Source organism: Streptomyces sp. Inha503, from assembly GCF_047215865.1.
GTDB classification, from domain to species: Bacteria; Actinomycetota; Actinomycetes; order Streptomycetales; family Streptomycetaceae; genus Streptomyces; species Streptomyces lycopersici.
In genome coordinates this window covers 5282424-5304845 of the sequence record NZ_CP178360.1, presented here as the reverse complement: position 1 = coordinate 5304845, position 22422 = coordinate 5282424, and the positions used below count along the sequence as shown (strand labels likewise).

Below are 22422 nucleotides of genomic sequence, written 5' to 3'. Positions count from 1 at the left end.
CACGCCGCCCCCGAGCGGCCTGCTCCCCGGCGGTCAACTAGATTCGCACCATGCCTGCCGTCTCCCCCCGCGCCCGCACCCTCGCGCTCTGCTCCGCACCCGTGCTCGCCCTGCTCGCGGTCGCCGCGTTCGCGCCGCTGCCGTTCACCGTCGCCCAGCCCGGCTCGACCGTGAACGTCCTGGGCTCCGACCGCGGCAAGCAGGTGATCAGCGTCTCCGGGACCGGCACCCGCAAGACCGCCGGGCAGCTGCGGATGACGACGATCCTGGCGACCGGCCCGGACGCCACCGTACGGGTGAAGGACGTGGTCAGCGGCTGGTTCGCCACCGACCGCGCCGTCATGCCGCATGACTCGGTCTACGTCGGCGGCACTACCAAGGAGATCGAGCGGCACAACGCCGAGGAGATGGAGGAGTCCCAGTCCTCGGCCACCAGCGCCGCGCTCGGCTATCTCCACCGCTCCCCGCGCGACGTCAAGGTCACCCTGCGCCTCGCCGACGTCGGCGGTCCGAGCGCCGGGCTGCTGTTCTCCCTCGGCATCGTCGACAAGCTGGACGGCGACGGCCGCGGCGGCGACCTCACCGGCGGCCGGACGATCGCGGGCACCGGCACCATCGACGCCAAGGGCAAGGTCGGAGCCGTGGGCGGGGTCCCGCTGAAGACGCAGGCCGCCAAGCGGGACGGTGCCACGGTCTTCCTGGTGCCGAAGGCCGAGTGTGCCGACGCCACGGCCGAGCTGCCCAAGGGGCTGCGGCTGATCCCCGTCACCACCCTCAAGGGTGCGGTGACGGCTCTGCGGGCGCTGCGGTCGGGCGGCGCGGTCCCGCACTGCTGAGCGGCGCCGCCGTCCCCTTCTCCACCGTCCGCGCCGCCGTCCCCTCCTCCACCGTCCGCGCCGCCCCCTCGTCCATCCCGCGCCAGGCCGGGAAGACCAGCGGGCTGAGCGTGGCCAGGAAGTAGACACCACCGGTCATCAGGAAGGCGGCGGTCAGCCCCACCCCCTCCACCAGACACCCGGCCGCGAGCCCGCCGAGCGGCATCACCACCCACACCCCCGCGGTGAGCGCCCCCGAGACCCGGCTGCGCAGCTCATCGGGGACGGCCTCGTACGTCACCGTGGTCAGGATCGGATTGAGCATCCCCGCCGCGACCCCGCTGATCGCCATCGTCACGGCGAGCGGGGACACCCCGGGCACGAACGCGGCGATCAGGAACCTCGGCAGCCCGCACACCAGGAAGCTCACCGCGAACACGGTCCGGCGCGGAAAGCGGTCGCCCACCGCCCCGTACAGCAGCGCCCCCACCAGCGCCCCGCCGCCGAACAGCGCCGTGAGCAGCCCGAGTTGTACGGACCCGCCCAGGTGCCGCTCGGCGTGGACCGGCAGCAGTACCGAGGACAGGCCCTGGTCGAGGCCGTTGGTGACCATGACCATCAGCACGATGGCCAGCAGCAGCCGGTGGCGCAGCAGGAAGCGGTACCCCTCGCCCAGCTCGGCGCGGTAGGCGCGGGCGGACACCGGGACGACGGGCTTGCGTGGCGCGGCGGCGGGCAGTCCGCGCAGCCCCGCCATGATCAGCACCGCGGACGCCGCGAACGTCGCCGCGTCCAGCAGCAGTACGGACGGCGGGCCGAGCAGCGCGATCAGCAGCCCGCCCAGCGCGGCGCCCAGCATCCTGGCCCCGCGCGAGGCCCCGTCGTAGAAGCTGGCCGCGCGGCTGAGGGTGGTGCCCGCCCGTTCGGCCAGCGCGGGGACGAGCACCTGGCGGGCGGTCTCGCCCGGCGCGTGGAGCAGTCCGCAGAACGCCATCAGCGCACACAGCTGCCAGAACCGCAGCATCCCGGCGAAGTGCAGCACCGGGATCGTGGCGACGGCCACCCCGCACAGCGAGTCGGAGGCCATGGAGACCCGCCGGCGGCCGATCCGGTCGATGACCGGCCCGCCGATGACGGCGGAGACGACCACCGGCAGGGTCGCGCAGAAGGAGACCAGCCCGGCCTTGGCGGCACTGCCCGTGGTCTCCAGGACGAACCACGGGACGGCGATCAGGGTGAGGGAATTGCCCGCTATGGAGACGGTGTTGGCGGCGAGGACGAGTAAGAGTGGTCTTCGGCCGTCCCCGCTGTTCCCCCGGCGCTCTCTGTCTCCTGTGTCGTCGGAGCTCATATCAGTGGTCGAACCGGGCGGTCAGACCGGATTGCGGCAGCCGCGGCGTGGCCAGCCGCAGCCCGACCTCCACCAGCGTCCAGCCGACCCGGGCGCGCAGCACCCGGGCGCGGGCGGGGCGGGAGCGGCGGTGTGGCCGGGGTGCCTCGCGGGCCTCGTCGCGCAGCCGCTCGGCGCGTATGTGGTGCAGCCACAGATGGATCTCGTCGCCGTACATATGTGGGTCCCCCAGGGATCGGTCAGTCCTCGTCGCGCGGGAAGGCGTGCAGATGGACGCGGTACGGGGCGGAGCCCTCGGTGTCCCGGTCCACCTCCTTCTCGCGGTAGCTCTCGATCAGTTCGTGCACCTTGTCGCGCATTTCGCGGGCGAGTTCAGGGGTGAGACGAAGGTGGAAGTCGCTCATGTCCGAGGCCGACACCCACTTATCCGACCAGCCGTGCAGAGTGCCCAGCCAGGTGGACATCTGCTCCGTGTGCTGGGTGGCCACCTCGTGCAGCACGGTGTTCACCGCCCCCCGTACGGCCGGGTCGGGGTGGGCCAGGAACTTGTCGGCGTTCCAGCGCGTACCTCTGTGCGCCGCCTTCCACCACCGCTCCCGCCCCTTGCCCCGCCCCGGGTCGTCCTCGACGAAGCCATAGGTGGCCAGCTGACGCAGATGGTAGCTGGTGGCGCCGCTGGACTCCCCCAATCTGTCGGCCAGTTGGGACGCGGTGGCCGGTCCGTACTCGCGCAGCGCTCCGAGCAGGCGCATCCGCAGTGGATGCGCGAGCCCGCGCAGGGTGCGTGGGTCGAGCACCCGTACTTCGTCGGACGCGGGCTGTTCGTTCTCTGCCATGCGCCGCAGCGTAAGCATGCAAAGATGTGCTTGCAACCCTTCCTTTGCAACGGAGTCTTTGGATCCACTTCAGGACCCTCTGATCCCAGTGCTCAGTCCCGCGCCGCCTGCCGCACCAGCGGGATGATCCGCAGCGGCACCGGGTTCTCCATCACGATCGCCGTCGAGGCCCGGACGATCCCCCCGAACCCCACCACCAGGTCGATCACCCGCTGGAGATCGGCGTTGGAGCGGGCCACCAGTCGGCACAGCATGTCCCCGTGGCCCGTGGTGGTGTGCAGTTCCAGCACCTCCGGAACGGTCGCCAGATGGGCCCGTACGTCCGGCCCCTGCCCCTGCTCGATCTCCAGCGTCGCGAAGGCGGTGACCGGATAGCCGAGCGCCGCCGGGTCCACCTCGGGGCCGAAGCCCCGGATCACCCCCTGCGCCCGCAGTCGGTCCAGCCGTGCCTGCGCCGTGCCGCGGGCGACACCGAGGCGGCGCGACGCCTCCAGCACCCCTATCCGTGGCTCCTCGGCGAGCAGCTCGATCAGGCGGGCGTCGAGCCCGTCGATTCCCATGCGGTTCCCCTCCAGGTCCCGGGCTTCTCTTGAGGTGTCCTCTGTGACGGTGGTCACCCTGTACAGGATGCGCTGCCGAACTCGGCTGCGGCTATACACACTGACCAGCGATTTCGTGAAGTGTTGCGCACCTTGAGTCACCGAGGGACGCTTCGAAGTATGACTGAGACGACAGAGATGCTGCATCAGGGGGACGCACGGCACGCCGACCCGTTTCCCGTGAAGGGGATGGACGCGGTCGTCTTCGCCGTCGGCAACGCCAAGCAGGCCGCGCACTACTACGCCACCGCCTTCGGCATGAAGCTCGTCGCCTACTCCGGCCCGGAGAACGGCAGCCGGGAGACGGCCAGTTACGTCCTCGTCTCGGGCAGCGCCCGCTTCGTGTTCACCTCCGTCATCAAACCGGTGAGCGCCTGGGGCCGCTTCCTGTCCGAGCATGTCGCGGAGCACGGCGACGGGGTGATCGACCTCGCGGTCGAGGTGCCGGACGCGCGCGCCGCCTACGCGTATGCCCTCGAGCACGGCGCCACCGGGATCGAGGAGCCGCACGAGGTCAAGGATGAGCACGGCACGGTGGTCATGGCCTCGATCCGCACCTACGGCGACACCCGCCACACCCTCGTCGAGCGCACCGGCTACTTCGGCCCGTACCTCCCCGGCTACGCCGAGGCCGAGCCGATCGTCGCCCCGCCGGCGCGCCGGAACTTCCAGGCCATCGACCACTGCGTGGGCAATGTCGAACTCGGCCGGATGGACGAGTGGGTCCGCTTCTACAACGACGTCATGGGCTTCACCAATATGAAGGAGTTCGTGGGCGACGACATCGCCACCGAGTACTCCGCGCTGATGTCGAAGGTCGTGGCCGACGGCACCCGCAAGGTGAAGTTCCCGCTCAACGAGCCCGCGGTCGGCAAGAAGAAGTCCCAGATCGACGAGTACCTGGAGTTCTACGGCGGCCCCGGCGTCCAGCACATCGCGCTCGCCACCAACGACATCGTCGCCACCGTGCGGGCGATGCGCGCGGCCGGGGTGAGCTTCCTGGACGCGCCGGACTCGTACTACGACGCCCTGGGGGAGTGGGTCGGCGACACCCGCGTCCCGCTGGAGACCCTCCGTGAGCTGAAGATCCTCGCCGACCGGGACGAGGACGGCTATCTGCTCCAGATCTTCACCAAGCCGGTCCAGGACCGGCCGACCGTCTTCTTCGAGCTGATCGAGCGGCATGGCTCGATGGGCTTCGGCAAGGGCAACTTCAAGGCGCTGTTCGAGGCGATCGAGCGCGAGCAGGCCAAGCGCGGCAACCTCTGACTCCTGACCGCCCCCGCCCCGCACGGCCGTGCGGGGCGGTCCCCCAATTCCGCGCACATGCGCCCACACTCCCGTGCCCATGCGCCGCCGGTGCCAGAAAATGCGAACACCTGAATGGGAGCGCTTTCTCACCGTCTACACTCACGGCGATCTGTTCACTCCAACACGGCGTGATCACACGGGAGTTGTTGAGTATCAATGCACACGGAAAAGTACACTGCGGGCCGTTTGACCAGGCGTAGGTTCACCCTCGGCGGGGGAGTCGCCGCGGCCGGCGCACTCGGTGCCTTCGCCGCCCGCGCGGGGGCCGCCACCGTGGCGGGCGGCCGGTTCGACCTGTCGGTGCCCTCCACCCAGCTGATCCGCGAGAAGACCCCGCACAACTCCACCGTGGCGCAGTCCTTCGCGTTCGACGACGTGGGCGGGCACGTCTACACGATCCAGCTGATGGAGGGCGGGATCCGGCTCAGCGGGGAGTCCGCCCCCGTCTCCGGCGCCGACCGCGCCGCCCACGGCGATCTGTGCGTCACCAAGCTGTCCCTGGCCGGGGCGGAGCTGGGCTCGATGTACCTCAAGGGGTTCGGGCACGGCGTCGCCATGGGCTGTGAGCCGGTCGGCTCCACCGTCTATCTGTGGACCGAGTCGGACGCCAACCCCGACTCCGGCTACGGCCGCGCCATCAGCCGCTTCAAGTTCGCCGATGGCACCGTGCTGTCGTCCGGTTCGTCCTCGCTGGTCAAGCACCGCCCGGTGGCGGGCTCCACCAGCAATCAGCCCGCCGTCGACATGCTCAACCGCCGGCTGCTGCTGCGCCACCGCCTCGACGGCGAGGTCCGCTACCGGCTGATGAGCCTGTCCGGGGTCAGCGCGGGCGACTACACGGCCGTGTACGACGACATACCCCAGACCGGTGTCGAGGACGGCGAGGTCTTCCAGGGCTTCACGGTCCTCGGCGACTACGTGTACCAGCTGACCGGCACCGCCTACACCGGCGAGGACGGCGCCAACCCGCCCTCCGGCCACGGCAACGCCTACGTCTCCTGCGTCGATCTGCGCACCGGCGAACTCGTCCAGCGCGCCCGCACCGAGGCCGCCTACTCGCTGAGCTACCGCGAGCCCGAGGGGATGGCCGTCCAGCTGTCCAGCCCCCGCCGGCTGTGCATGGGCTTCGCCTCGGGCGTCGCCGGGGACCGTAAGGTCAGCGTCTACTACAAGGCGCAGTAGCAGTCCGTACGTACGGCCCTGCTCACGGCCCTGCCCACGGACCCTCTCAAGGCCCTCCTCGCGGTCATCCGTCCGCTGCGGCGATCTTCCCCGGGCGCTTCCCGGGTGCGAGTCTGGAGATATGACGGACCTCATCGAGCTGCTGCGGGAGGGCCTCCCCGAGGAGGCGGTGCTCACCGACCCCGATGTGACCGGGGCCTACGCCAATGACATGGCGAGCTTCTGCGATGCGGGCGCGCCCGCCGTGGTCGTTCTCCCGCGCACGGTGGAGCAGGTGCAGCACGTGTGCCGCACCGCCACCGCGCTGCGCGTCCCGATCGTGCCCCAGGGCGCGCGCACCGGGCTGTCGGGCGCGGCCAACGCGTCGGACGGCTGCGTCGTGCTGTCCCTGGTCAAGATGGACCGGATCCTGGAGATCAACCCGGTGGACCGGATCGCGGTCGTCGAACCGGGCGTGATCAACGCGACCCTGTCCCGCGCGGTGATGGAGAGGGGCCTCTACTATCCGCCGGACCCCTCCAGCTGGGAGCAGTGCACGATCGGCGGCAACATCGGCACCGCGTCCGGCGGGCTGTGCTGTGTGAAGTACGGCGTCACCGCCGAATACGTCCTCGGGCTCGATGTCGTCCTCGCCGACGGCCGGCTGCTGAAGACCGGCCGCCGTACCGCCAAGGGCGTCGCGGGCTACGACCTGACCCGGCTCTTCGTCGGCTCCGAGGGCAGCCTCGGCATCGTCGTGCGAGCGGTCCTCGCCCTCAAGCCCGCCCCGCTCGAACAGCTCGTGCTCGCCGCCGAGTTCCCCTCCACCGCGTCCGCCTGCGACGCCATCTGCCGGATCATGGAGCGCGGCCACGCCCCCTCGCTGCTGGAGCTGATGGACCGTACGAGCGTCCGCGCGGTCAACGCGATGGGGAACATGGGCCTCCCGGAGTCCACCGAGGCCCTGCTGATGGCGGCCTTCGACACCCCGGACCCGGCCCCCGACCTCGCCGCCGTGGCCGAGCTGTGCACGGCGGCCGGTGCCACGGAGGTGGTCCCGGCCGAGGACGCCGCCGAGTCCGACATGCTGCTCCAGGCCCGCCGGATGACGCTTCCGGCGCTGGAGGCGGTCAAGGGCGTCACCATGATCGACGACGTCTGTGTGCCCCGCTCCCGGCTCGCCGAGATGATCGACGGCACGGCCGCCATCGCCGAGAAGCACGATCTCACGATCGGCGTCGTCGCCCACGCCGGGGACGGCAACACCCATCCGACGGTGTGCTTCGACCCGGCGGACCCGGACGAGTCGCGGCGGGCCCGGGAGTCGTTCGACGAGATCATGGCGCTGGGCCTCGAGCTCGGCGGCACCATCACCGGGGAGCACGGCGTCGGCGTCCTCAAGCGGGAGTGGCTGGCGCGTGAACTCGGCCCGGTGGGGATGGAGATGCAGCGCGGTATCAAGCAGGTCTTCGACCCGCTGGGCCTGCTCAACCCCGGCAAGCTGTTCTGAGGGCCGGCTGTTCTGAGGGTCGGCTTATGGTGAGGCCGCCCGGACCCGGGGGTGGTCCGGACGGCCTCGGTCTCAGCGGCTGATCGCGCCCGAGTAGCCGATCACGCCTTGAGCGAGGCGATGTCGATCACGAAGCGGTAGCGCACATCGCTGCTCACGACGCGGTCGTAGGCCTCGTTGATCCGCTCGCCGTCGATCAGCTCGATCTCCGCGCCGAGCCCGTGCTCGGCGCAGAAGTCGAGCATCTCCTGGGTCTGCCGGATGCCGCCGATCTTCGATCCGGCCATCGACTTACGGCCCATGATCAGCGAGAACTGGTTGAACGCGCTGGGGTTCTCCGGCGCGCCCACGTGCACCAGCGTGCCGTCCAGCTTCAGCAGCGACAGATAGCCGTCCAGCGGGAGGTTCGCCGAGGTCGTGTTGACGATCAGGTCGAAGGTGCCCGCCAGCTCGGTGAAGGTGGACTCGTCGCTGGTGGCGTAGAAGTGGTCGGCGCCCAGCCGCAGCCCGTCGTCCTTCTTGCGGAGCGTCTGGCTCAGCACCGTCACCTCGGCGCCCATCGCATGGGCGATCTTCACGCCCATGTGGCCGAGGCCGCCGAGGCCCACGATGGCGACCTTCTTGCCGGGACCGGCGTTCCAGTGGGCCAGCGGGGAGTAGAGGGTGATCCCGGCGCACAGCAGCGGGGCGGCCACGTCCAGCGAGATCCCCTCGGGGATGCGCAGTACGTAGTTCTCGTCCACCACGATGTGGGTGCTGTAGCCGCCGTAGGTGGGGGCGCCGTCGTACTCCTTGCCGTTGTACGTGGCCACCTCGCCCTTGAGGCAGTACTGCTCCTCGCCCGCGAGGCAGTTCTCGCACTCGCGGCAGGAGTCGACGAAGCAGCCCACGCCGACCCGGTCGCCGACGGCGTACTTGGTCACGGCGGAGCCGACCTCGGCGACCACACCGGCGATCTCATGGCCGGGCACCATCGGGAAGAGGGCGGTGCCCCACTCCTCGCGGGCCTGGTGGATGTCGGAGTGGCAGATACCGGCGTAGGCGATCTCGATCAGCACGTCGTGCTCGCGCAGGGCGCGGCGCTCGACGGTGGTCCTTTCCAGCGGGGCCTTCGGGGCGGGGGCCGCGTAGGCGGTGACGCTGGTGGTCATAAACGTGTCTCCCTGGGACTAACTAGAAAAAAGGGGATGGATGGAGGGAAGGGGGAGGTAAGGAGGGGGAGGGGGGAAGGGTGTGCGGGGGAAGGGGGGATCAGGGGGAGACGTCGGAGGACGATCCCCCCGAAGGACGCGCTTCGGACGAGGGCGGCGCGGAACGATCGGCCGAGGGAGTCGCGGTCCAGCTCGCCAGCAGCCGCAGGGCCGCCTCGGAGGGGGAGCCGGGCTCGACCGTGTAGATACACAGAGCCTGGTCGGGATCGCCGGGCACGGTCACGTTCTCGTAGGCCAGCGTCATGTCCCCGACCACCGGATGGTGGTAGAGCTTGACGCCGTGGGTCTTCTCCCGCACGTTGTGGTCGGCCCACCAGGTGCGGAACTCAGGACTCTTGATGGTGAGCTCGCCCACGAGCTCGGTCAGCCGGGGATCGTCGGGGTGGCGCCCGGCCTCCAGCCGGAGGGACGCCACCATCTCCGCCGCGACCGTCTCCCACTCCGGCCACAGCGAACGGGCCGCCTCGTCGAGGAACATGAAACGGGCCATGTTCCGCTCGTGGTACGGGAGCGCCTCGAAGTCGATGATCAGCGCCCGGGCCAGCTGATTGGAGGCCAGGACATCGCCCCTGCGCCCGAGGACGAAGGCCGGTGAGACCCCGTCCAGCATGCGCAGCAGCGCGTGTACCCCGGGCCGCACCCGCTGGGGGCGGGGCGGTCGGCGGCGCACCGCGCGCCGGGGGCGCGGCCGGGTCAGCTCGAAGAGGTACGCACGTTCGGTTTCATTGAGCTGAAGGGCGCGGGCCACGGCGTCCAGCACCGTCTCCGACACATTGAGGTGACGGCCCTGTTCCAGACGCGTGTAGTAGTCCGTGCTCACGCCGGCCAGCTGCGCCAGCTCCTCGCGGCGCAGCCCCGGCACCCGGCGGGGGCTGTCGTTGCTCACGCTCACGCCCGCGTCGCCGGGGCTCAGACGTGCCCTGCGGCTCCGCAGGAACTCACTGAGCTCGGTATTGCGGTCCATGGGTTCCAGTATTGGCAACGGAAAAGGCATCCGAGCGTGCCAGAGTAGGTCTGCTGAACCTAGGCCGGGCGGGGCCATGCGGGCCGCCGCCGCTCGTAAGGCTTCGTGGCGCTCGCACGGGAGAGTGGTGGCGGGAGCGGTGGGCTGGTGCCGGTGGGCCGGTCTGATAGACCTTGACCGCGCGCTCCGGGTTGCACTGCGGCTCCTGTACGGCAAACTGCTTACGCTCCACCCTCACCGCGAGGCACCGCAAAGGCGCAGCGCAGTACAGCACGGCCGAGCAGATATGGGACATCGGAGATCATGAGCGCCCCTACCTCAGGATCCGCGGACGGCAGCTCCATTCCTGGCTTTTATCCTGATCCGTCCATCCCTGGGTACATCCGTTACTGGAACGGCGCCGCCTGGGTGCCCGGCACCAGCCGTCCCGCCCCGGCCGAGGGCGAGGCCATGCCCGCGCCGCCGCCCGGGGTCACCCATACCCAGGTGATCAGCCCGCCGCCGGACGAGACGGGCCCGATGTTCCTGGACGAGGATCCGGCGCCGCGGGCCGCCGAGGAGACCGGCAGCGCACTGCCCGAGCTGCGCCGGAGCGCCGAGATGGACGTCCGCGGCGCGGGCGGGCCGCCCGAGGCGGCGGCCGGTGGCATGGGGGCGCAGCCGGTGCCGCCCGGCGGGGTCCCGGCGTCCGTGGACTGGAACGACCCCCAGCGGCTGCACGGCACCCGCCCCGACGCCGGCTCGGCCTGGCAGGCGGACGCCGCCCAGCAGGGCGGATTCGGCGGTGAGCAGGACCGCCGGATCTCCTGGGGAGCGGAGCCGGACGCCCCCGGCGACTCCCGGGCCGGTGCCGGGCAGCCCGGTGGCGGACCAGCCGGTGGCGGGCAGTGGCCCGGCGTGCCCGACCCGCGGCGCGCGGGCCCGGGTGAGGACGCCGGGCGCGATGACGGCACGCTGACCATGCGCGCGGGCGGGGGCGGGCGTACGACGGACCGCTCGACGCAGGCCCTGCCGCCCGTACGCCGGGCTCCGGAGCTGCCCCCGGCGGACGAGGGCGGGACCCCCGCCCCGGCGGGCGACGGGACGATGACGTTCCGGACGGTGGGACGCGGCGGCGGAGCGGCACCCACGACCGGCCAGGGGCAGGACCGGGAACAGGGGCAGGACCAGGGCCGGGGCCAGGGCCGGGGCCAGGGCCGGGGCCAGGGCCAGGCGGCCGGTAGGGACGACGGGACGATGGCGATCCGGGCGATCGGCCGCGGCGGCGCGCGCAAGGGCGCCGAGGCCGCGCCCCCGGCCCAGCCCGCGCACCAGCCCCAGCAGCCTCCGCAGACACACCAGCCCCCGCAGCCCCCGCAGACACACCAGCCCCAGCAGCCCTTCGGCGGTATCCCCGCCCAGGGCGGCGGCCCGGCCTGGCAGCCGCAGGGGCGGTTCGCCCAGCAGCCCGGCCCGCCGCAGAGCCCGCCGCAGGCCGCGCCGCACGCTCCCCAGGCGGCCCCGCACGGCGTGGGTCCGGGCGGCGCGCCCTCGGGCGCGCCCGAGGGCGTCATCCCCTGGAAGCCGCCCGTCGACAACCCCTTCCTCCTGGCCGCCCAGGCCGAGGGGCGGCCCGCCTCGCTCGGCCGCCGCCTCGCCGCCCGGCTGATCGACTCGGTCGTGCTGTTCGGCGTCGTCGGCGCCGTCGCGTTCCCGCTGTGGAGCAAGACGAGCGACCACATCGACGAGAAGGTCGAGGCGGCCAAGCAGAGCGGCGAGACCGTCACGGTCTACTTCCTGGACGGCACCACCAGCGGCTATCTGGGCATCGTCCTCGGTCTGCTGCTCGTCCTCGGCGTCGTCCTGGAGACGCTGCCGACCGTCAAGTGGGGCCGCACGCTCGGCAAGAGGCTGTGCGGGGTGCGGGTGCTGGACATCGAGGAGCACGACACCCCGTCCTTCGGCGCCGCGCTGCGCCGCTGGCTGGTCTACTCGGTGCTGGGGGTGCTCGTCATCGGCGTGCTGAACGTGCTGTGGTGCCTGTTCGACCGCCCGTGGCGGCAGTGCTGGCACGACAAGGCGGCCCGCACCTTCGTCGCGTCGGCCGACTGAGGCGGCGGCCGACCGGGCCGCCCGCCGCCGTCGAACCGGACATCCGCCCCGGCTGCGGCGGATGGACGAGCCCGGTCGCCCGAACGGGGCGCGCCGGATGCGGCCGTCCCGGCTCCGGGGTCGACTCGGGCCATGAGCACCGATCAGCCGCCGCCCGGGCCCGATGAGCCCCGGGACCGGGACAGCAGCGATCCGTTCGCGAAGCAACCGCGTGCGAACGGCTCCCCGTACGGGGAGCACGGGGACCACGGGGACCGCGAGGACCACACCGCGGGGCCCGAGCCGTACGCCGGGATGCCCCCGCTCGCGCACCTCGGCCGCCGTCTGATCGCCCGGATCATCGACGCGCTGCTCATCGGCATCCCGGTCGGGCTCGTCGTGACCGCGATCGCCGAGGGCTATGACCCGATCGAGGGCAACGCGCGTTCGACCACCGTCACGCTGGTATACGTCCTGGTCTACTTCCTCTACGAGGGGCTGATGCTGACCCGGGACGGCCAGACCGTCGGCAAGAAGGCGATGAAGATCCGGGTCGCCATGCTGGAGAACGGCGGGCCGCCGGTCGGCCAGGCGGGCTGGGTGCGCGCCGGGGTGTACGCCCTGCCGGAGATCGTGCCCTGCTGCGGCTTCCTCTTCTGGCTGATCAATGTGTTGTGGTGCACCTGGGACCGGCCCTACCGGCAGTGCCTCCATGACAAGGTGGCCAAGACGCTGGTGGTCTCGGCCGCGCCCTGATCTCTGACGTCCCCCTGACCCCGAGGCGCGTCCCGAGCCCCCGAGACGCCCCCTGCGCTTCCGGTCCTCCGGGAGCGCTGATGTAATCGGGGGCATGGCCCCCGACCCGCTGTCCTCGCCCCCGCCTGTGATCCCCCCAGGGATGCCCCCGCTGGCCACCCCTGGTCAGCGTTTCACCGCCCGGCTCATCGACATCGTCATCCTCGGCGCGATCTGGACGGTGGCGCTCACGGCGACCGGCGCGCTCCAGTACACGATGGACCACCCGGGCGAGCAGGACATGGGCAAGGTGACCCTCGCGCTCATCATCACGATGGCGCTCTACTTCGGCTACGAGGGCGTCATGCTGGCCCGCAGCGGACAGACGCTCGGCAAGAAGGCGCTGCGCATCCGGGTGGCGATGCTGTCCGACGGGAATGTGCCGGCCGGTCAGGGCTGGGTCCGCGCGGCGGTCTACGTCCTGCCGGGGATGCTGATCCCGCTGCTGGTGGGCACGGTCTTCTGGCTGGTCAACTCGGCGTCACTGCTGTGGGACAAGCCGTTCCAGCGCTGTCTGCACGACAAGGCCGCGCGGACCGTCGTGGTGTCAGCCGTGCAGTGAGTGGGTCAGCCGTGCAGTGAGTCGGCGTGCGCCCGGGTGTGCGCCCGCGCCGGGTCGGCCGGTCCGGACCCCGCCACGGGGCGGCTGGTGCGGACGGTGCGGCCGGAGCGGGACACCCGGGCCACCGGCACGGTGACGGCGACGAGGAGCCCGAGAACCAACCCGACCACGGTCACCACCGCCATCCCGAGCCCCGATCGGGTCTGGGAGAGCAGCAGCATGGCGAAGGTCGAGAGAACGACGGTGGCCGAACCATAGGCAAGCTGTGCAGGAGTCGGACGCGGCATGGCGGGATCCGTCCTCGGGGGCGATATGCAGGGGGCATGAACCAGGCTGAAGTGCACCGTCAGTCCTGACTCTACGGTCCTGCATGCCCGTGCGGAACGGAAGTAAGCGTGACCTCACCCACGACGCCGTTGCACAGGGGGCGCACGGAATCATCGGGTGTGCCAACCGGCGTGCATGGCGCGCCCGTTGCCGTCCGTTAAACGGAACGTCGGGATCGCAGAACGTACTTGTCTCATCAGTCCAAGTCAAGGTCTGTCTTTTCTCCTGCCACTCCGGTCAAATGTCCGGCACTGGTGTGGAAAGGGGAGGACTGAGCGAGTGAACAGCCAACGGAGGGCGGCCAGATCGGCCGCCATAGCCACAGTGGTGGCCGCGCTCGGAGCGGCGGCACTATCGACCGGCATGGCCCAGGCGGACGCACCGTCTACGCGTGTCGAGCGCCATGATCCGGCGCCCGCGAAGACGGATGTCCAGCACGACCTCGAAGGTCCCTACAGCAAGCAGCGGGAAGCGCAGCGCCAGGAGGCGCTGCGTCAGGTCATCTCCGGCGACACCAAGGCGACCACGCGCGGGGCGTCCAAGGTCGTGAAGCTCGGCAAGGGCAAGTACGTCGAGCTGGCCCGGGAGAAGACCGACAAGATCTTCACCATCCTGGTCGAGTTCGGCGACAAGGTGGACGACACCACCATGTACGACCCGGACGGGGACGGCCCCAAACCGCCGGTGAAGAAGTACGGCGGCGACCCGGGCCCGGCGCACAACACCATAGGCCGGCCGGACCGCGCCGACGACAACAGCACCGCCTGGCAGAAGGACTACAACCGCCAGCACTTCCAGGACCTCTACTTCTCCAAGGACAAGAAGAAGGAGTCCCTGAAGAAGTACTACGAGAAGCAGTCCTCGGGCCGCTACTCGGTGGACGGCGAGGTCTCCGACTGGGTCAAGGTCGACTGGAACGAGGCGCGCTACGGGTCCAACTACTGCGGCGACACCAACTGCGCCAACGCCTGGGACCTGATCCGCGACGGCGTCAACCAGTGGGCCAAGGACCAGAAGGCGGCCGGCCGCACCGACGCGCAGATCAAGGCGGACCTGGCCAAGTACGACCAGTGGGACCGCTACGACTACGACGCCGACGGCAACTTCAACGAGCCCGACGGCTACATCGACCACTTCCAGATCGTCCACGCCGGTGAGGACGAGTCCGCGGGCGGCGGGGTCCAGGGCGAGAACGCCATCTGGGCGCACCGCTGGTACGCGTACGGCACCGACGCGGGCAAGACCGGCCCCGGCGAGAACAAGTCGGGCGGTACGCAGATCGGCGACACCGGCATCTGGGTCGGCGACTACACCATGCAGCCGGAGAACGGCGGCCTCGGCGTCTTCGCCCATGAGTACGGCCATGACCTGGGGCTGCCGGACGAGTACGACACCACCGGCAAGGGGGAGTCGTCCGTCGCCTACTGGTCGCTGATGTCCGCGGGATCCTGGCTCGGCACCGGTAAGGACGCCATCGGCGATCTGCCCGGCGACATGAACGCCTGGGACAAGCTCCAGCTGGGCTGGCTGAACTACGCCTCGGCCAAGGCCGGTAAGAAGTCCACCCACACCCTCGGGGTGGCCGAGTACAACACCAAGAACAAGCAGGCGCTGGTGGTCGAGCTGCCCGCCAAGGCCGTCACCACCGAGGTGGTCGCCCCAGCCGAGGGCTCCAAGCAGTGGTGGAGCGGAATGGGGGACGACCTCAAGAACACCCTGACCCGGTCGGTGGACCTCACGGGTAAGTCCAAGGCCAGCCTGGACCTCCAGGGCTGGTGGGACATCGAGGAGAACTACGACTACCTCTACGCCGAGGTCTCCACGGACGGCGGCGCCAACTGGACGCCCGTCGACGGCACCGCGGACGGCAAGGCCATCCCGCGCGACGCCGGTGACAAGCCCGCGCTGACCGGCACCTCCGGCGCGTACAAGAAGCTCTCCTTCCCGCTGGACGCCTACGCGGGCAAGAAGATCGACCTGCGCTTCCGCTACCAGACCGACGGCGGTGTGGCGCAGAAGGGCTTCGCGGCCGACGCGATCACCCTGACCGCGGACGGCGCCCCGGTCTTCAGCGACGGCGCCGAGGGCGACGACAACGGCTGGACCGCCAACGGCTTCTCGCGCATCGGCGGCTCCTTCACCAAGGACTACCCGCAGTACTACCTCGCCGAGAACCGCCAGTACGTGTCGTACGACACCACCCTCAAGACCGGTCCGTACAACTTCGGCTGGGCCTCCAGCCGGCCCAACTGGGTCGAGCACTTCCCGTACCAGAACGGGCTGCTGATCTGGCAGTGGGACACCTCGCAGCCGGACAACAACGTCGGCGTCCACCCGGGCAGCGGTCTGATCCTGCCGATCGACGCGCACCCCGCCGCCGAGAAGTGGGCGGACGGCGCGCTGATGCGCAACCGGATCCAGGCGTACGACTCGCCCTTCAGTCGGCTCCCCTCGGACGGCTTCACGCTGCACAACGACGGCAAGGCCGCCAAGGTGAAGCCGAAGCCTGGCATCCCGGTCTTCGACGACCACAAGGGTACGTACTGGGACAAGAGCAACCCGACCGGCAGCGTCCAGACTGCTGACACCAACACCCGGATCAAGATCCTCAAGGAGCTCCCGGGTGGCTCGACGATGACCGTCCAGGTCGGACCGTCCGCCTCCTAGATCCACACCAGTCTGCGTTTTCGCAGGTCAGAGCGGTAGCGGCCGTCGCCCCCTAGCGGGCGGCGGCCGTTCGCGTTTAGATGCCCCTTAGACCTTCTTGTTGACACGACGTCTCACGGGGGACATGACCGCAATGGCCGACGGAGGATTTACCAAGCTGCCGGGCGGCAGTGTGGTGGTCGCACTGACGCTGCCGCGCCCGCTGGGCGAGGGTGGCGTCCGCGTACTGGTACACGCCGCGAACCGTCAGCGAGCCCTGACCAGGCTCCGCAATCTCGGGCTTCGCGCTGTCTATCTGCGCGGCAATACGGCGCCGCCGACACCCGATGAGGTGACGGCGGTGCTCCACCATCCCGACGGGGTGGTCTGGCGCGCCGCGCCGGATCGCGGAGGGGAGCTCTGGCACCCCATGGCCGCCCTCCTCAGACCCCCGGCCCCGGCGTCGTAGGGGGTGCCCGGCGGATCGTGACGCCTGCGGCGGGCTGCTCCCCTCCCCGCCCCTTCCCGACGCCTGACGATATGCGGCTCCGCCGCGTGGGGGGCTCCGCCCCAGACCCCGCTCCTCAATCGCCGGAGGGGCTGATTTCAGCCCGTCCGGCGATTGAGGACACGCCCGAAGGGCGTCCCGGGGTCCAGGGGCGGAGCCCCTGGTAACGGGAAGGGGCGGGTAGGGGAAAGGCCCACCGGACGCCGCGTAGCACCGGGCCCGGGAGGGCAGCCGGTCGGGCCAGGCCGGCAAGCTGCCGGGAAGGGGGCTGGGGGGCGCTCAGGGCGCCTCCGGGGCGCTCAGACGACCGGCTTGCCGCTGAGGTCGACCCCGGCCGCCCGCAGCTCCTCCAGGGCGCGCTCGGTCGTGCCCGGGGAGACGCCCGCGGTCAGGTCCAGCAGGACATGCGCCGCGAACCCCTCGCGGCGCGCGTCCAGCGCCGTGGCCCGCACACAGTGGTCGGTGGCGATGCCCACCACGTCCACCTCGGTCACCTCCCGCTCGCGCAGCCACTGGGCGAGCGGGGTGCCGTGCTCGTCGGCGCCCTCGAAGCCGCTGTACGCCCCCGTGTACGCGCCCTTGTCGAAGACCGCGTCGATCGCGCCGGAGGCGACGGCGGGCGCGAAGTTCGGGTGGAATCCGACGCCCTCGGTGCCCGCGACACAGTGCACCGGCCAGGTGTGCTCGTAGTCCGGGTTCTCCGAGAAGTGATCGCCCGGATCGATGTGGTGATCACGGGTGGCGACGACGTGCCGGTAACCGGGCGTGGCCTCCCCGATCAGATCGGTGATCGCGGCGGCGACGTCCGCGCCCCCCGTCACCGCGAGGCTTCCGCCCTCGCAGAAGTCGTTCTGGACGTCGACGACGATCAGTGCCCGGTGCATGTCACCGAGGGTAGACACTCCGCGGCGATTGCGGCAGTGGGCGTGCCCCGTGTTCCCGCTCATGCGTGCCCCGTGTTCCCGCTCATGACCGGACCGGCCCGCCTCACGACCGCGCGTACTCGGTGGGCAGGACCGGCTCCCCGCGCGAGAGCTGGGTGGCCGACAGCGGCAGTCCGGCCCGCGCCGCGATGTGCCGGTCCCGCGCCGCGTCCAGCGGTTCGCGGGCCACGATCTCGCCCCCGCGCACCAGCTCCACCAGCAGTTGACGGCCCGCCAGCTGCTCGGGGACCTCACCGGTGCCGATCACCTCGGCCTCGGCCACACCCTGCTCGTCCACCCGCCGCGCGGCCCATTTGCGGCCGCCCACCGAGGTCTTGGCGCCCATGGACTTCTTGGCCACCGGCAGCAGCGGCGCGTCCGCGTCGTCCGAAACCGCCCGCGCCACCAGCTTGTAGACCATCGAGCTGGTCGGGTGGCCGCTGCCGGTGACCAGCTGGGTGCCGACCCCGTACGCGTCCACGGGGGCCGCGGCCAGCGAGGCGATCGCGTACTCGTCGAGGTCGCTGGTCACCACGATCTTGGTGTTCTTGGCGCCCAGCTCGTCCAGCTGCTGGCGCACCCGGTGGGCGAGCAGCAGCAGATCGCCGGAGTCGATCCTTACGGCGCCCAGGTCCTTGCCGGCCACCTCCACGGCGGTGCGCACCGCCTCGGCGACGTCATAGGTGTCCACGAGCAGGGTGGTGTCGCTGCCGTGCGCCTGGACCTGCGCCGTGAAGGCGTCCCGCTCGCTGTCGTGCAGCAGGGTGAAGGCGTGGGCGCTGGTGCCCACGGTGGGGATGTTGTAGCGGAATCCGGCCGCGAGGTCGGAGGTGGTGGTGAAGCCGCCGACGTAGGCGGCGCGGGCGGCGGCCACGGCGGCCAGCTCATGGGTGCGGCGGGCGCCCATCTCGATGAGCGGCCGGTCGCCCGCGGCGGTGGACATCCGGGACGCGGCGGCGGCCACCGCGGAGTCGTGGTTGAGGATGGACAGAATGACCGTCTCCAGCAGCACCGCCTCGGCGAAGGTGCCCTCCACCCGGATGATCGGCGAGCCGGGGAAGTAGACCTCGCCCTCGGGGTAGCCCCAGATGTCGCCGCGGAAGCGGTAGTCGGCGAGCCAGCCGAGCGTGGGCTCGTCCACGATCCGCTGCTGGGCGAGGAAGTCCAGCACGCCGGCGTCGAAGCGGAAGTTCTCGACGGCGTCCAGCACCCGCCCGGTGCCCGCCACGACGCCGTAGCGCCGGCCCTCGGGGAGGCGCCTGGTGAAGACCTCGAAGACCGAGCGGCGGTCGGCGGTGCCCGCCCGCAGCGCGGCCTGAAGCATGGTGAGTTCGTACCGGTCGGTGAAGAGGGCGGTCGACGGCACGTCCACCGGCAGTCCCAAGTCCGCAGTGTCCATGGTTGACGATGCTACCTCCCGTACTCGTCAGAGTGACGAGATCTGGGTGCCGGTTTAGGCGACGGCCTGTGCCGGGTGGCAGCATGGGACGTGTGAGTGTCGCGCCCGTGGAGATCGAACGTCCCGAATCCCGTGAAGCACCCTCGTCGGTGCCGGAACCCGACGTTCCGTGGGTGACGGTGGTCCATAACGACCCCGTCAATCTCATGAGCTATGTGACCTACGTCTTCCAGAGCTACTTCGGCTACTCCAAGGACAAGGCCAACCGTTTGATGCTCGACGTCCACCACAAGGGCCGCGCGATCGTCTCGAGCGGCACCCGCGAGGAGATGGAGCGCGACGTGCAGGCGATGCACGGCTACGGCCTGTGGGCGATCCTCCAGCAGGAGCGCTGATGTCGGGACGTTTCGAACCCCTGCCGGGCGGCGGTGCCGCCATCGCCCTGGACGAGGTGGAGATCTCCATCCTGCGCAGCCTGGCCATGCAGCTCGCCGAGCTGATCGGCCCGGGTGATCAGCCCGCCGGGGGCGAGGACCCCTTGGCCGCGCTCTTCGCGGACGGCCCCAGCAAGCCGCCGGAGGATCCGGCGCTCGCCCGGCTCTTCCCGGACGCCTACTCCCCGCCGGACCGGGAGCTCGGGGCGCGGGAGGAGAAGGAGGCGCGGGAGGCGTCCGCGGAGTTCCGCCGCTTCACCGAGAACGACCTGCGGGCGCGCAAGCGCGACGACGCCCTGACGGTGGTGCGCGACCTGGACGCGCTGGGCTCCGGCTCCTCGGGCGGGGCCCCGGGGGTGCTGGAGCTGGGGCCGGAGAAGTCCGGGCGGTGGCTGGGCGCGCTCAACGACCTGCGGCTGGCCATCGGCACCCGGCTGGAGGTCACCGACGAGGACGACGGCGGTGAGCTGCTGGGGCTGCCGGACTCCGATCCGCGCAAGCCGATGGTGATGGCGTACTTCTGGCTCGGTGGGCTCCAGGAGACCCTGATCGAGACCCTCATGCCGGAATGATGCCCTCCGGCAATTACTGAGTGTTCGTTTAGAGGATGCTCAACTCCGGATAACGATCGCATCACTGCGATCGTTAACTTTGCCGCACGGCATAACCTTTGTCCGCTTCTTCCTATGGCGTGCACCACACGCGACGCAGTGGATCAGCGTGACGGTCGTGGTAAATCTTCACGATCGCAGCCAGCCGCCACAGGGAGAAAGGCGCAGCAATATGACCTCAGCGGCTCCTGAAGAGGGCTATGAGCGCGGCCTTGGCAGTCGCCAGGTCCAGATGATCGCTATCGGTGGCGCCATCGGCGTCGGCCTGTTCATGGGTGCCGGGGCGAACATCGCCAAGGCCGGCCCGAGCATCATCCTGATGTACGCCCTCGCGGGCGTGGTCGTCTTCTTCATCATGAGAGCGCTCGGTGAGCTGCTCCTCTACCGGCGCTCCACGGGCTCCTTCGCGGAATACATCCGGGAGTTCCTGGGCCCGTTCTTCGGCTATGTGACCGGCTGGACCTATTGGCTGCTGTGGGTGGTGACCGGTATGGCCGAGCTCACGGCCGCCGCCATCTACATCAACTTCTGGTTCCCCTCGATCCCGCAGTGGGTCAGCGCCCTGGTCTTCCTGGTGGTGCTCTTCGGGGTCAACCTGATCTCGGTCAAGGTCTTCGGTGAGGTCGAGTTCTGGTTCTCGATGGTCAAGGTCACCGCGATCATCGGCATGATCGTGATCGGCCTCGGTGTGCTCACCCTCGGTTTCTCCGACGCCGGTGACACCGCCGCCGCCTCGAACCTCTGGTCCCATGGCGGGTTCTTCCCCAACGGCATCGGCGACAGCCTGATGACCCTCCAGGGCGTGATGTTCGCCTACATCGCCGTCGAGCTCGTCGGCGTCACCGCGAGCGAGTCCGAGGACCCGGAGAAGACCCTGCCCAAGGCGATCAACACGCTGCCGTGGCGCATCATCATCTTCTACGTCGGCGCCCTGACGGTGCTGCTCGCCGTCGTCAAGTGGACCGAGTTCTCGGCCGGCGAGAGCCCCTTCGTGCACGGCTTCTCCAAGATCGGCATCCCCCTCGCCGCCGGTATCGTCAACTTCGTCGTCCTGACCGCGGCCCTGTCCTCCTGTAACTCCGGCATGTACTCCACCGGCCGGATGCTGCGCGACCTGGCGACCAGCGGTGAGGGGCCGAGGATCTTCGCCCGGCTCAACCTCCGCAAGTCCCCGGCCATCGGCATCACCTTCTCCGTCCTCTTCATGGCCATCGGCGTGCTCCTCAACTACGTCGTCCCCGAGAAGGCGTTCACCTACGTCACCTCGGTGTCCACGGCCTGCGGCATCTGGACCTGGCTGATGATCCTGTTCGCCCACATCCGGTACCGCCACGCGTTCCGCGCCGGCCGGCTGCCCGCCTCGTCCTTCCCGGCTCCCGGCGGCTCGTTCTTCAGCTGGGTGGCGGTGGTCTTCCTGCTGTTCGTGACCTGCCTGGTCGCCTACGACAAGGACGGCCGGGTCTCCCTGTACGTCGGCGCCGGGTGGGCCGTCTGCCTGGTGATCGGCTGGTACGTCCTCAAGGCCCGCGGCGGGGCTCGGCCGCTCGACCAGAGTGACGCGGCGGAGCCGGAGTACGCGCGTAACTAAGCCGTATCGCCTTTCGGGCGCAGCATCTCAGCAGGCGGGCTCCGGACCTCTGTCCGGAGCCCGCCCGCCCGTCTCCCGCCACCACCCTCAACGGAGGCGCTGCGCGCCGCCCCCTCTTCTTTCCTATTGTGTGCTCATGCTGACCATCACCCAGGCGCTCCACGACAAGATCGTCGCGCACGCCCGTGCCGACCACCCCGACGAGGCATGCGGTGTGATCGCGGGCCCGGCCGGAAGCGGCCGCCCCGAACGGTTCATCCCGATGCTGAACGCGGCCCGTTCCCCCACCTTCTACGAGTTCGACTCGGGTGACCTGCTCAAGCTCTACCGCGAGATGGACGACCGGGACGAGGAGCCGGTGGTCATCTACCACTCGCACACCGCCACCGAGGCGTACCCCTCCCGTACCGATATCTCCTACGCCAATGAGCCCGGTGCCCACTACGTCCTGGTCTCCACGGCCGAATGCGGCAATGACGAGGGGCCCTTCCAGTTCCGGTCCTTCCGGATCGTGGACGGCGAGGTCACCGAGGAAGAGGTGGAGATCGTCCCGGGTGGCTGAATCGCCATGCTGTCTCGTATCGCGGTCGCTACCCGTCCGTATCGCGGGATCACCTACCGGAGTCCGGTTCGGGAATCGATACGATGAGTCCATGGTTTTCGATGACGTGAGCGAGAAGACGCCGGGCATGCTGCTCGTGGCGCGGCTCCACGTCGACCTGTGCCGGCTCGCCAGCGCGATGTGTCCGCGCCGCGCCGTGGCCGCCTGAGCGCGCGCCCGAGACGCCCGACGCGACGCCC

23 protein-coding genes are annotated in these 22422 nt (G+C 70.3%); 14 read left to right on the top strand and 9 right to left on the bottom strand.

Annotated features, from left to right (window positions below; genetic code table 11):
* Window positions 1-50 precede the first annotated feature (50 nt).
* Window positions 51-836 carry a S16 family serine protease gene (locus ACJX2R_RS21800; protein ID WP_201856642.1) on the top strand — a complete coding sequence of 262 codons (786 nt, stop codon included), beginning with the start codon at window positions 51-53 and terminating at the stop codon, window positions 834-836.
* Here ACJX2R_RS21800 and ACJX2R_RS21795 read toward each other — a convergent pair.
* From ACJX2R_RS21795 to ACJX2R_RS21780, 4 genes are all read right to left on the bottom strand, one after another.
* Window positions 775-2166, bottom strand: coding sequence for an MFS transporter (locus ACJX2R_RS21795; RefSeq protein ID WP_413101497.1), 1392 nt, complete (start codon window positions 2164-2166; stop codon window positions 775-777). The two genes, ACJX2R_RS21800 and ACJX2R_RS21795, sit on opposite strands and share 62 nt — an antisense overlap.
* Window position 2167: 1 nt before the next feature.
* Window positions 2168-2383 carry a hypothetical protein gene (locus ACJX2R_RS21790; protein ID WP_262699848.1) on the bottom strand — a complete coding sequence of 72 codons (216 nt, stop codon included), beginning with the start codon at window positions 2381-2383 and terminating at the stop codon, window positions 2168-2170.
* Between the two features lie 22 nt (window positions 2384-2405).
* A complete protein-coding gene (locus ACJX2R_RS21785) occupies window positions 2406-3002 on the bottom strand; it encodes an ArsR/SmtB family transcription factor (RefSeq protein WP_413101496.1) in 597 nt (198 codons plus the stop codon).
* A gap of 92 nt (window positions 3003-3094) precedes the next feature.
* Window positions 3095-3562 carry an Lrp/AsnC family transcriptional regulator gene (locus tag ACJX2R_RS21780; protein ID WP_020870947.1) on the bottom strand — a complete coding sequence of 156 codons (468 nt, stop codon included), beginning with the start codon at window positions 3560-3562 and terminating at the stop codon, window positions 3095-3097.
* Window positions 3563-3721: 159 nt separating this feature from the next.
* Between ACJX2R_RS21780 and hppD the strand changes: the two genes are divergently transcribed.
* The 3 genes from hppD to ACJX2R_RS21765 all read left to right on the top strand — a co-directional run bounded on the left by hppD (window position 3722) and on the right by ACJX2R_RS21765 (window position 7583).
* Window positions 3722-4870: a 4-hydroxyphenylpyruvate dioxygenase gene (hppD, locus tag ACJX2R_RS21775; protein ID WP_413101495.1), complete on the top strand. Its 1149-nt coding sequence runs from the start codon at window positions 3722-3724 to the stop codon at window positions 4868-4870.
* Window positions 4871-5098: 228 nt separating this feature from the next.
* A complete protein-coding gene (locus tag ACJX2R_RS21770; RefSeq protein ID WP_413101494.1) occupies window positions 5099-6094 on the top strand; it encodes a teichoic acid biosynthesis protein C in 996 nt (331 codons plus the stop codon).
* Window positions 6095-6215: 121 nt separating this feature from the next.
* The gene (locus tag ACJX2R_RS21765) at window positions 6216-7583 is read left to right on the top strand and encodes an FAD-binding oxidoreductase (RefSeq protein ID WP_413101493.1); all 1368 of its coding nucleotides are present in this window, start codon (window positions 6216-6218) and stop codon (window positions 7581-7583) included.
* A gap of 101 nt (window positions 7584-7684) precedes the next feature.
* Here ACJX2R_RS21765 and ACJX2R_RS21760 read toward each other — a convergent pair whose 3' ends face one another.
* Together ACJX2R_RS21760 and ACJX2R_RS21755 are read right to left on the bottom strand one after the other, a co-directional pair.
* The gene (locus ACJX2R_RS21760) at window positions 7685-8734 is read right to left on the bottom strand and encodes an NAD(P)-dependent alcohol dehydrogenase (RefSeq protein WP_413101492.1); all 1050 of its coding nucleotides are present in this window, start codon (window positions 8732-8734) and stop codon (window positions 7685-7687) included.
* 100 nt (window positions 8735-8834) lie between these two features.
* Window positions 8835-9758: a helix-turn-helix transcriptional regulator gene (locus ACJX2R_RS21755; RefSeq protein WP_262699842.1), complete on the bottom strand. Its 924-nt coding sequence runs from the start codon at window positions 9756-9758 to the stop codon at window positions 8835-8837.
* Between the two features lie 303 nt (window positions 9759-10061).
* Between ACJX2R_RS21755 and ACJX2R_RS21750 the strand changes: the two genes are divergently transcribed.
* The 3 genes from ACJX2R_RS21750 to ACJX2R_RS21740 all read left to right on the top strand — a co-directional run bounded on the left by ACJX2R_RS21750 (window position 10062) and on the right by ACJX2R_RS21740 (window position 13185).
* A complete protein-coding gene (locus ACJX2R_RS21750) occupies window positions 10062-11849 on the top strand; it encodes an RDD family protein (RefSeq protein WP_413101491.1) in 1788 nt (595 codons plus the stop codon).
* Between the two features lie 132 nt (window positions 11850-11981).
* Window positions 11982-12584 carry an RDD family protein gene (locus ACJX2R_RS21745; RefSeq protein WP_413101490.1) on the top strand — a complete coding sequence of 201 codons (603 nt, stop codon included), beginning with the start codon at window positions 11982-11984 and terminating at the stop codon, window positions 12582-12584.
* A 94-nt stretch (window positions 12585-12678) separates the two neighbouring features.
* Window positions 12679-13185 carry an RDD family protein gene (locus ACJX2R_RS21740; RefSeq protein WP_344316538.1) on the top strand — a complete coding sequence of 169 codons (507 nt, stop codon included), beginning with the start codon at window positions 12679-12681 and terminating at the stop codon, window positions 13183-13185.
* Window positions 13186-13190: 5 nt separating this feature from the next.
* Here the strand turns inward: ACJX2R_RS21740 and ACJX2R_RS21735 are convergent, their stop codons facing one another.
* Window positions 13191-13472, bottom strand: coding sequence for a hypothetical protein (locus ACJX2R_RS21735; RefSeq protein WP_413101489.1), 282 nt, complete (start codon window positions 13470-13472; stop codon window positions 13191-13193).
* A 319-nt stretch (window positions 13473-13791) separates the two neighbouring features.
* Between ACJX2R_RS21735 and ACJX2R_RS21730 the strand changes: the two genes are divergently transcribed.
* Entirely contained in the window at window positions 13792-16179 is a 2388-nt protein-coding gene (locus ACJX2R_RS21730) for an immune inhibitor A domain-containing protein (RefSeq protein ID WP_413101488.1), read from the top strand.
* 133 nt (window positions 16180-16312) lie between these two features.
* Window positions 16313-16627 (top strand): hypothetical protein, encoded by a 315-nt coding sequence (locus ACJX2R_RS21725; RefSeq protein WP_164430298.1) that lies wholly within the window; start codon window positions 16313-16315, stop codon window positions 16625-16627.
* Window positions 16628-16965: 338 nt separating this feature from the next.
* On the opposite strand, the gene ACJX2R_RS21720 is transcribed toward ACJX2R_RS21725, so the two are convergent.
* Together ACJX2R_RS21720 and ACJX2R_RS21715 are read right to left on the bottom strand one after the other, a co-directional pair.
* Window positions 16966-17550, bottom strand: a complete 585-nt coding sequence (locus ACJX2R_RS21720) for a nicotinamidase (RefSeq protein ID WP_413101487.1) — start codon at window positions 17548-17550, stop codon at window positions 16966-16968.
* Window positions 17551-17653: 103 nt separating this feature from the next.
* Entirely contained in the window at window positions 17654-18988 is a 1335-nt protein-coding gene (locus ACJX2R_RS21715; protein ID WP_413101486.1) for a nicotinate phosphoribosyltransferase, read from the bottom strand.
* A gap of 83 nt (window positions 18989-19071) precedes the next feature.
* Here ACJX2R_RS21715 and clpS point away from each other — a divergent pair, with 83 nt between their 5' ends.
* The 5 genes from clpS to ACJX2R_RS21690 all read left to right on the top strand — a co-directional run bounded on the left by clpS (window position 19072) and on the right by ACJX2R_RS21690 (window position 22391).
* Window positions 19072-19383, top strand: coding sequence for an ATP-dependent Clp protease adapter ClpS (gene clpS / locus ACJX2R_RS21710; RefSeq protein WP_413101485.1), 312 nt, complete (start codon window positions 19072-19074; stop codon window positions 19381-19383).
* A complete protein-coding gene (locus ACJX2R_RS21705; RefSeq protein ID WP_413101484.1) occupies window positions 19383-19994 on the top strand; it encodes a DUF2017 domain-containing protein in 612 nt (203 codons plus the stop codon). Before clpS ends, ACJX2R_RS21705 begins: the two co-directional genes overlap by 1 nt.
* Before the next feature lie 211 nt (window positions 19995-20205).
* On the top strand, window positions 20206-21621 hold the full coding sequence (locus tag ACJX2R_RS21700) for an amino acid permease (protein ID WP_413101483.1): 1416 nt from the start codon (window positions 20206-20208) through the stop codon (window positions 21619-21621).
* Window positions 21622-21757: 136 nt separating this feature from the next.
* The gene (locus ACJX2R_RS21695; RefSeq protein ID WP_182471280.1) at window positions 21758-22183 is read left to right on the top strand and encodes a Mov34/MPN/PAD-1 family protein; all 426 of its coding nucleotides are present in this window, start codon (window positions 21758-21760) and stop codon (window positions 22181-22183) included.
* Between the two features lie 91 nt (window positions 22184-22274).
* Window positions 22275-22391, top strand: a complete 117-nt coding sequence (locus ACJX2R_RS21690) for a putative leader peptide (RefSeq protein ID WP_014061047.1) — start codon at window positions 22275-22277, stop codon at window positions 22389-22391.
* The last annotated feature ends 31 nt before the right edge of the window (window positions 22392-22422 follow it).